Annotated in this window: 4 protein-coding genes; 2 read left to right on the top strand and 2 right to left on the bottom strand. The window is 75.4% G+C overall.

The features are described 5' to 3' along the window. Positions 1-577, top strand: a 577-nt coding sequence (locus ACFV0Q_RS39460; protein ID WP_385012664.1) for a DUF6986 family protein, incomplete at its 5' end; no start/stop codon positions are given. 69 nt (positions 578-646) lie between these two features. On the opposite strand, the gene ACFV0Q_RS39455 is transcribed toward ACFV0Q_RS39460, so the two are convergent. After that, on the bottom strand, positions 647-1,633 hold the full coding sequence (locus tag ACFV0Q_RS39455) for a LacI family DNA-binding transcriptional regulator (RefSeq protein WP_385012665.1): 987 nt from the start codon (positions 1,631-1,633) through the stop codon (positions 647-649). Between the two features lie 205 nt (positions 1,634-1,838). On the opposite strand from ACFV0Q_RS39455, the gene ACFV0Q_RS39450 reads away from it, so the two are divergent. Further along, positions 1,839-2,873, top strand: coding sequence for an NUDIX domain-containing protein (locus tag ACFV0Q_RS39450; protein WP_385012662.1), 1,035 nt, complete (start codon positions 1,839-1,841; stop codon positions 2,871-2,873). Positions 2,874-3,108: 235 nt separating this feature from the next. On the opposite strand, the gene ACFV0Q_RS39445 is transcribed toward ACFV0Q_RS39450, so the two are convergent. Further along, positions 3,109-3,767 (bottom strand): methyltransferase (locus tag ACFV0Q_RS39445; RefSeq protein WP_385012661.1); only part of this gene is annotated, 659 nt, incomplete at its 5' end.

The following is a 3,767-nucleotide window of genomic DNA, read 5'->3' as shown; positions in this document are numbered from 1 at the left end:
GGCCCGGATGATCGAGGCCGCCAAGGGCCGCGCCACCGGCCTGCACTACGGCACCTTCGACTACAGCGCCTGCGTCGGGGTCTCCGCCGCCTACCAGTCGAGCGACCACCCCGCCGCCGACCACGCCAAGGCGATCATGCAGGTCGCGGCCGCCGGCACCGGCGTACGCGTCTCCGACGGCTCGACCAACGTGCTGCCGATCGGCACGACCGAGCACGTCCACGAGGCCTGGAAGCTCCACTACGGCCTCACCCGCCGCGCGCTGGCCCGCGCCTACTACCAGGGCTGGGACATGCACCCGGCGCACCTCCCGACCCGCTACGCGGCCGTCTTCACCTTCTACCGCGAGGGCCTGGAGACCGCGGCGGCCCGCCTGAAGGCGTACGTGGCCAAGATCGAGGGCGACGTCATGGACGAGCCCGCCACCGCCAAGGCCCTGGCCGGCTACCTGGTCCGCGGCCTCGACTGCGGCGCGGTCGGCGCCGAGGAGGTCACGGCCCTCACCGGCCTCACCCGTGCCGAGCTCGACGCCTTCGCCATCCCCCGCCGCTCGGCCACCCTGACGGCCAGCGCGTAACAGCGGCCCTGCCCCCCGTTTCACCGCAGCCCCGCCCGGACGGTCCCGGGCGGGGCTGCGTCGTGGGCGTCAGCGGACCGGCGGGATCTCGCCCGAGCCGCGGGGGATGAGGCGGGTGGGGAGTTCGATGCGGGACGGGGGGAGGGGGGTGCCGGCGAGGCGTTGGAAGAGGCGGTCCGTGGCGACGCGGCCCAGGGTCGCCGCGTCCTGGGCGACGACCGTGACGCCCGGGCGCAGGAGGTCGGCCAGTTCGAAGTCGTCGAAGCCGACCAGGGCCACCGGGCGCGGGTGTTCGGCCAGGACGCGGACCACCGTCACGGTCACCCGGTTGTTGCCCGCGAAGAGCGCCGTGACCGGTTCGGGCCCCGTCAGCATCGCGCGGGCCGCCGCCGCGACGCGGTCCGGGGCCGTCGGGCCGAGGGAGACCCAGGACCCGGCCGTCGGCAGGCCCGCCCCGGCCATCGCCGCGCGGTAGCCGCGCAGGCGTTCCGTCGCCGTGTGGATGTGCGGGTGGTCGCCGATGAAGCCGATCCGCCGGTGGCCGCCGGCGATCAGGTGCGCCACTCCGTCCCGGGCGCCGCCGAAGCTGTCCGACAGTACGACGTCCGCCTCGATCCGGCCCGCCGGGCGGTCCACGAACACGGTCGCCACGCCCGCGCGGATCTCCGGCTCCAGGTAGCGGTGGTCGTCCCCGGCCGGGATCACGATCAGCCCGTCCACCCGGCGGGCGCACAGCGCGAGCGCCAACTCCCTTTCGCGGTCCGGGTCCTCCGCGCTGGAGCCGTTGATGAGCAGCGCGCCGTGCGTGCGGGCCACCTCCTCGACGGCCCGGTTGAGGGGTCCGTAGAAGGGGTCGGCGAGGTCCTCCAGGACTAGGCCCACGGTCGCGGTACGGCCCTTGCGGAGCACGCGCGCGCTGTCGTTGCGGCGGAAGCCGAGTGCCTCGATGGCTTCCTGGACCCGCCGTTCGGTGTCGGGGGTGACGCCCGGCTCGCCGTTGACGACCCGTGAGACCGTCTTGAGGCCCACGCCCGCCCGGGCCGCCACGTCCTTCATGGTCGGCCGGTTGCCGTAGCGGGGCTCGGACGGCTGACGGGTCTGCGGCACGGCGGGGGAACCTCCGGAGGAGACGGCGGCGCGGCTTTGATCCCGGCCCTGACCTTGAGGATAAGCACACGGCCGGTGAGCGGGTTTCCGTGGCAGGGTGGTGCGGGCAAGCCACAGGGGGCTTGGGAGGCGAGCCATCGGGAGAGGGGTACACGTGATTGTCTGGATCAACGGCACGTTCGGTGCCGGGAAGACCAGCACGGCGCGCGAACTGGCCGGACTCCTGCCGGACGGCACCCTGTACGACCCGGAGCTCATCGGCGACGCGGTGCGGCGGCTCCTGCCGCGCAAACGCCTCGCGGAGGTGACGGACTACCAGGACCTCCCGAGCTGGCGGCGGCTCGTCGTGGACGCGGCGGCGGCGGTGCTCGCGGAGACGGGCGGGGTGCTGGTGGTGCCGATGACGCTGTTGCGCCAGGAGTACCGGGACGAGATCTTCGGGGGGCTGGCGGCGCGGCGGATCGCGGTGCGGCACGTGCTGCTGGCTCCGGAGGAAACGATCCTGCGGGAGCGGATGGCGAAGCGGCACCGCGAGGAACCCGAGCACGCGGACCCGCGGGACCTGGCCTGGGCGAACGACCACATCCCGGTGTACCGGCAGGCGCTGGGCTGGCTGACCGCCGACGCGCACGTCATCGACAACGGGCGGCTGACGGTACGGGAGACCGCCGAGCGGATCGCGGAAGCCGTACGCACGGACACGGCCGGGATCTGCGACATCGTGCAGACCCCGGAGCCGACGCGGGAGACGGTGGCGGCGGGGGTGCTGCTCTTCGACGACCGGGACCGGGTGCTCCTGGTGGATCCGACGTACAAGCCGGGCTGGGAGTTCCCGGGCGGCGTGGTCGAAGCGGGCGAGGCCCCCGCGTGCGCGGGCGTACGGGAGGTCGCGGAGGAACTGGGCCTGACGCTGGACCGGATGCCCGGGCTGCTGGTGGTCGACTGGGAGCCGCCGCGCTCACCGGCGTACGGGGGCCTGCGGCTGCTGTTCGACGGCGGCCGGCTCACGGAGGCGGACACCGCGCGGCTACGCCTCCCGGGGCCGGAGCTGCGGGCCTGGCGGTTCGTCACCGAGACGGAGGCGGCCGGCCTGCTGCCGCCGCAGCGCTACGAACGCCTGCGCTGGGCCCTGCGCGCCCGCGAACGAGGCTGCCCCTTGTACCTGGAGGCGGGTCTCCCGACGCCCTGACCCGGGGGCCCGCGCAGCGGTCTGCGGCCTGGCCGGGTGCCGGAGTCGAAGTCCGGTGCCCGGCCTCGATGCCGGGAGGGCGAGGGCGGCGGTGATCAGGGCCGTTGCGACGGCGTACGCGGGCCGCGTGCCGGTGGCGGCGGTTTGCGGGGCTGCCGCGGTGATGTCCGGCGCAGACGGGGCGAGCGTGAACACCGCGCCCATCAGCGGGGCGCTCTGTGGCCGGGCACCGTCGTCACCGCGCCGGGCGCGTGCCGGTGAAGACCGTGACGGCCGACAGGAGGAACACGTCGGGCCGTCGCAGGATGCCCTCCGCGGCGCCGGGGTCGACCAGCACGTCGAGGGTCGCGAGGTCCTCCGCGTCCAGGGACTCGCCCAGCCCGTCCCGCAGCCGGGTCAGATGCGCGTGCAGGAACCCGCGGCCCGCACCGCCCAGCGGGGCGGGCAGGTCGAGGAGGGAGGTGAAGGAGCCGACGCCGGTCAGCCCGGCGCGGCCGAGCATCGCGGGCCAGTCCTCGGTCACGGGCGTGCTGCCGGGCAGGTCGGCGCGCATGGCCTGGAACCGGTCCTCCTGGGCGGCGTCGAGCCGGGCCTGGAGTCCCGGCCGGCCGAGGCCGGTGTCGCGGGGGAGGAAGCGCATCGGCAGACCGCCCTCCGCGACGGCGAGCATGCCGCCGGGGCGCAGGAGGCGGGCCAGCGCGTCCAGGGCGGCCTGCTGGTCGCCGAGGTGGTGCACGGCCTTGCTGCTCCAGACCACGTCCGCGGTGCCGAGGCCGCCGTCGCCCGTCGTGTCGAGGTCCTCGGGCAGCCGGCCGTGGCGGACGGACACCCGGCCGCCGGTGAGGCCGAGCCGCTCGGCGCGCGCCAGGGCGCGGTCCAGCAGGGCGGGGGTGC

The sequence above is a fragment of the Streptomyces sp. NPDC059564 genome (genome assembly GCF_042735575.1).
Lineage (GTDB): Bacteria > Actinomycetota > Actinomycetes > Streptomycetales > Streptomycetaceae > Streptomyces.
The sequence above is the reverse complement of the archived record's forward strand: the minus strand, read 5'-3'. Positions and strand labels throughout refer to the sequence as shown.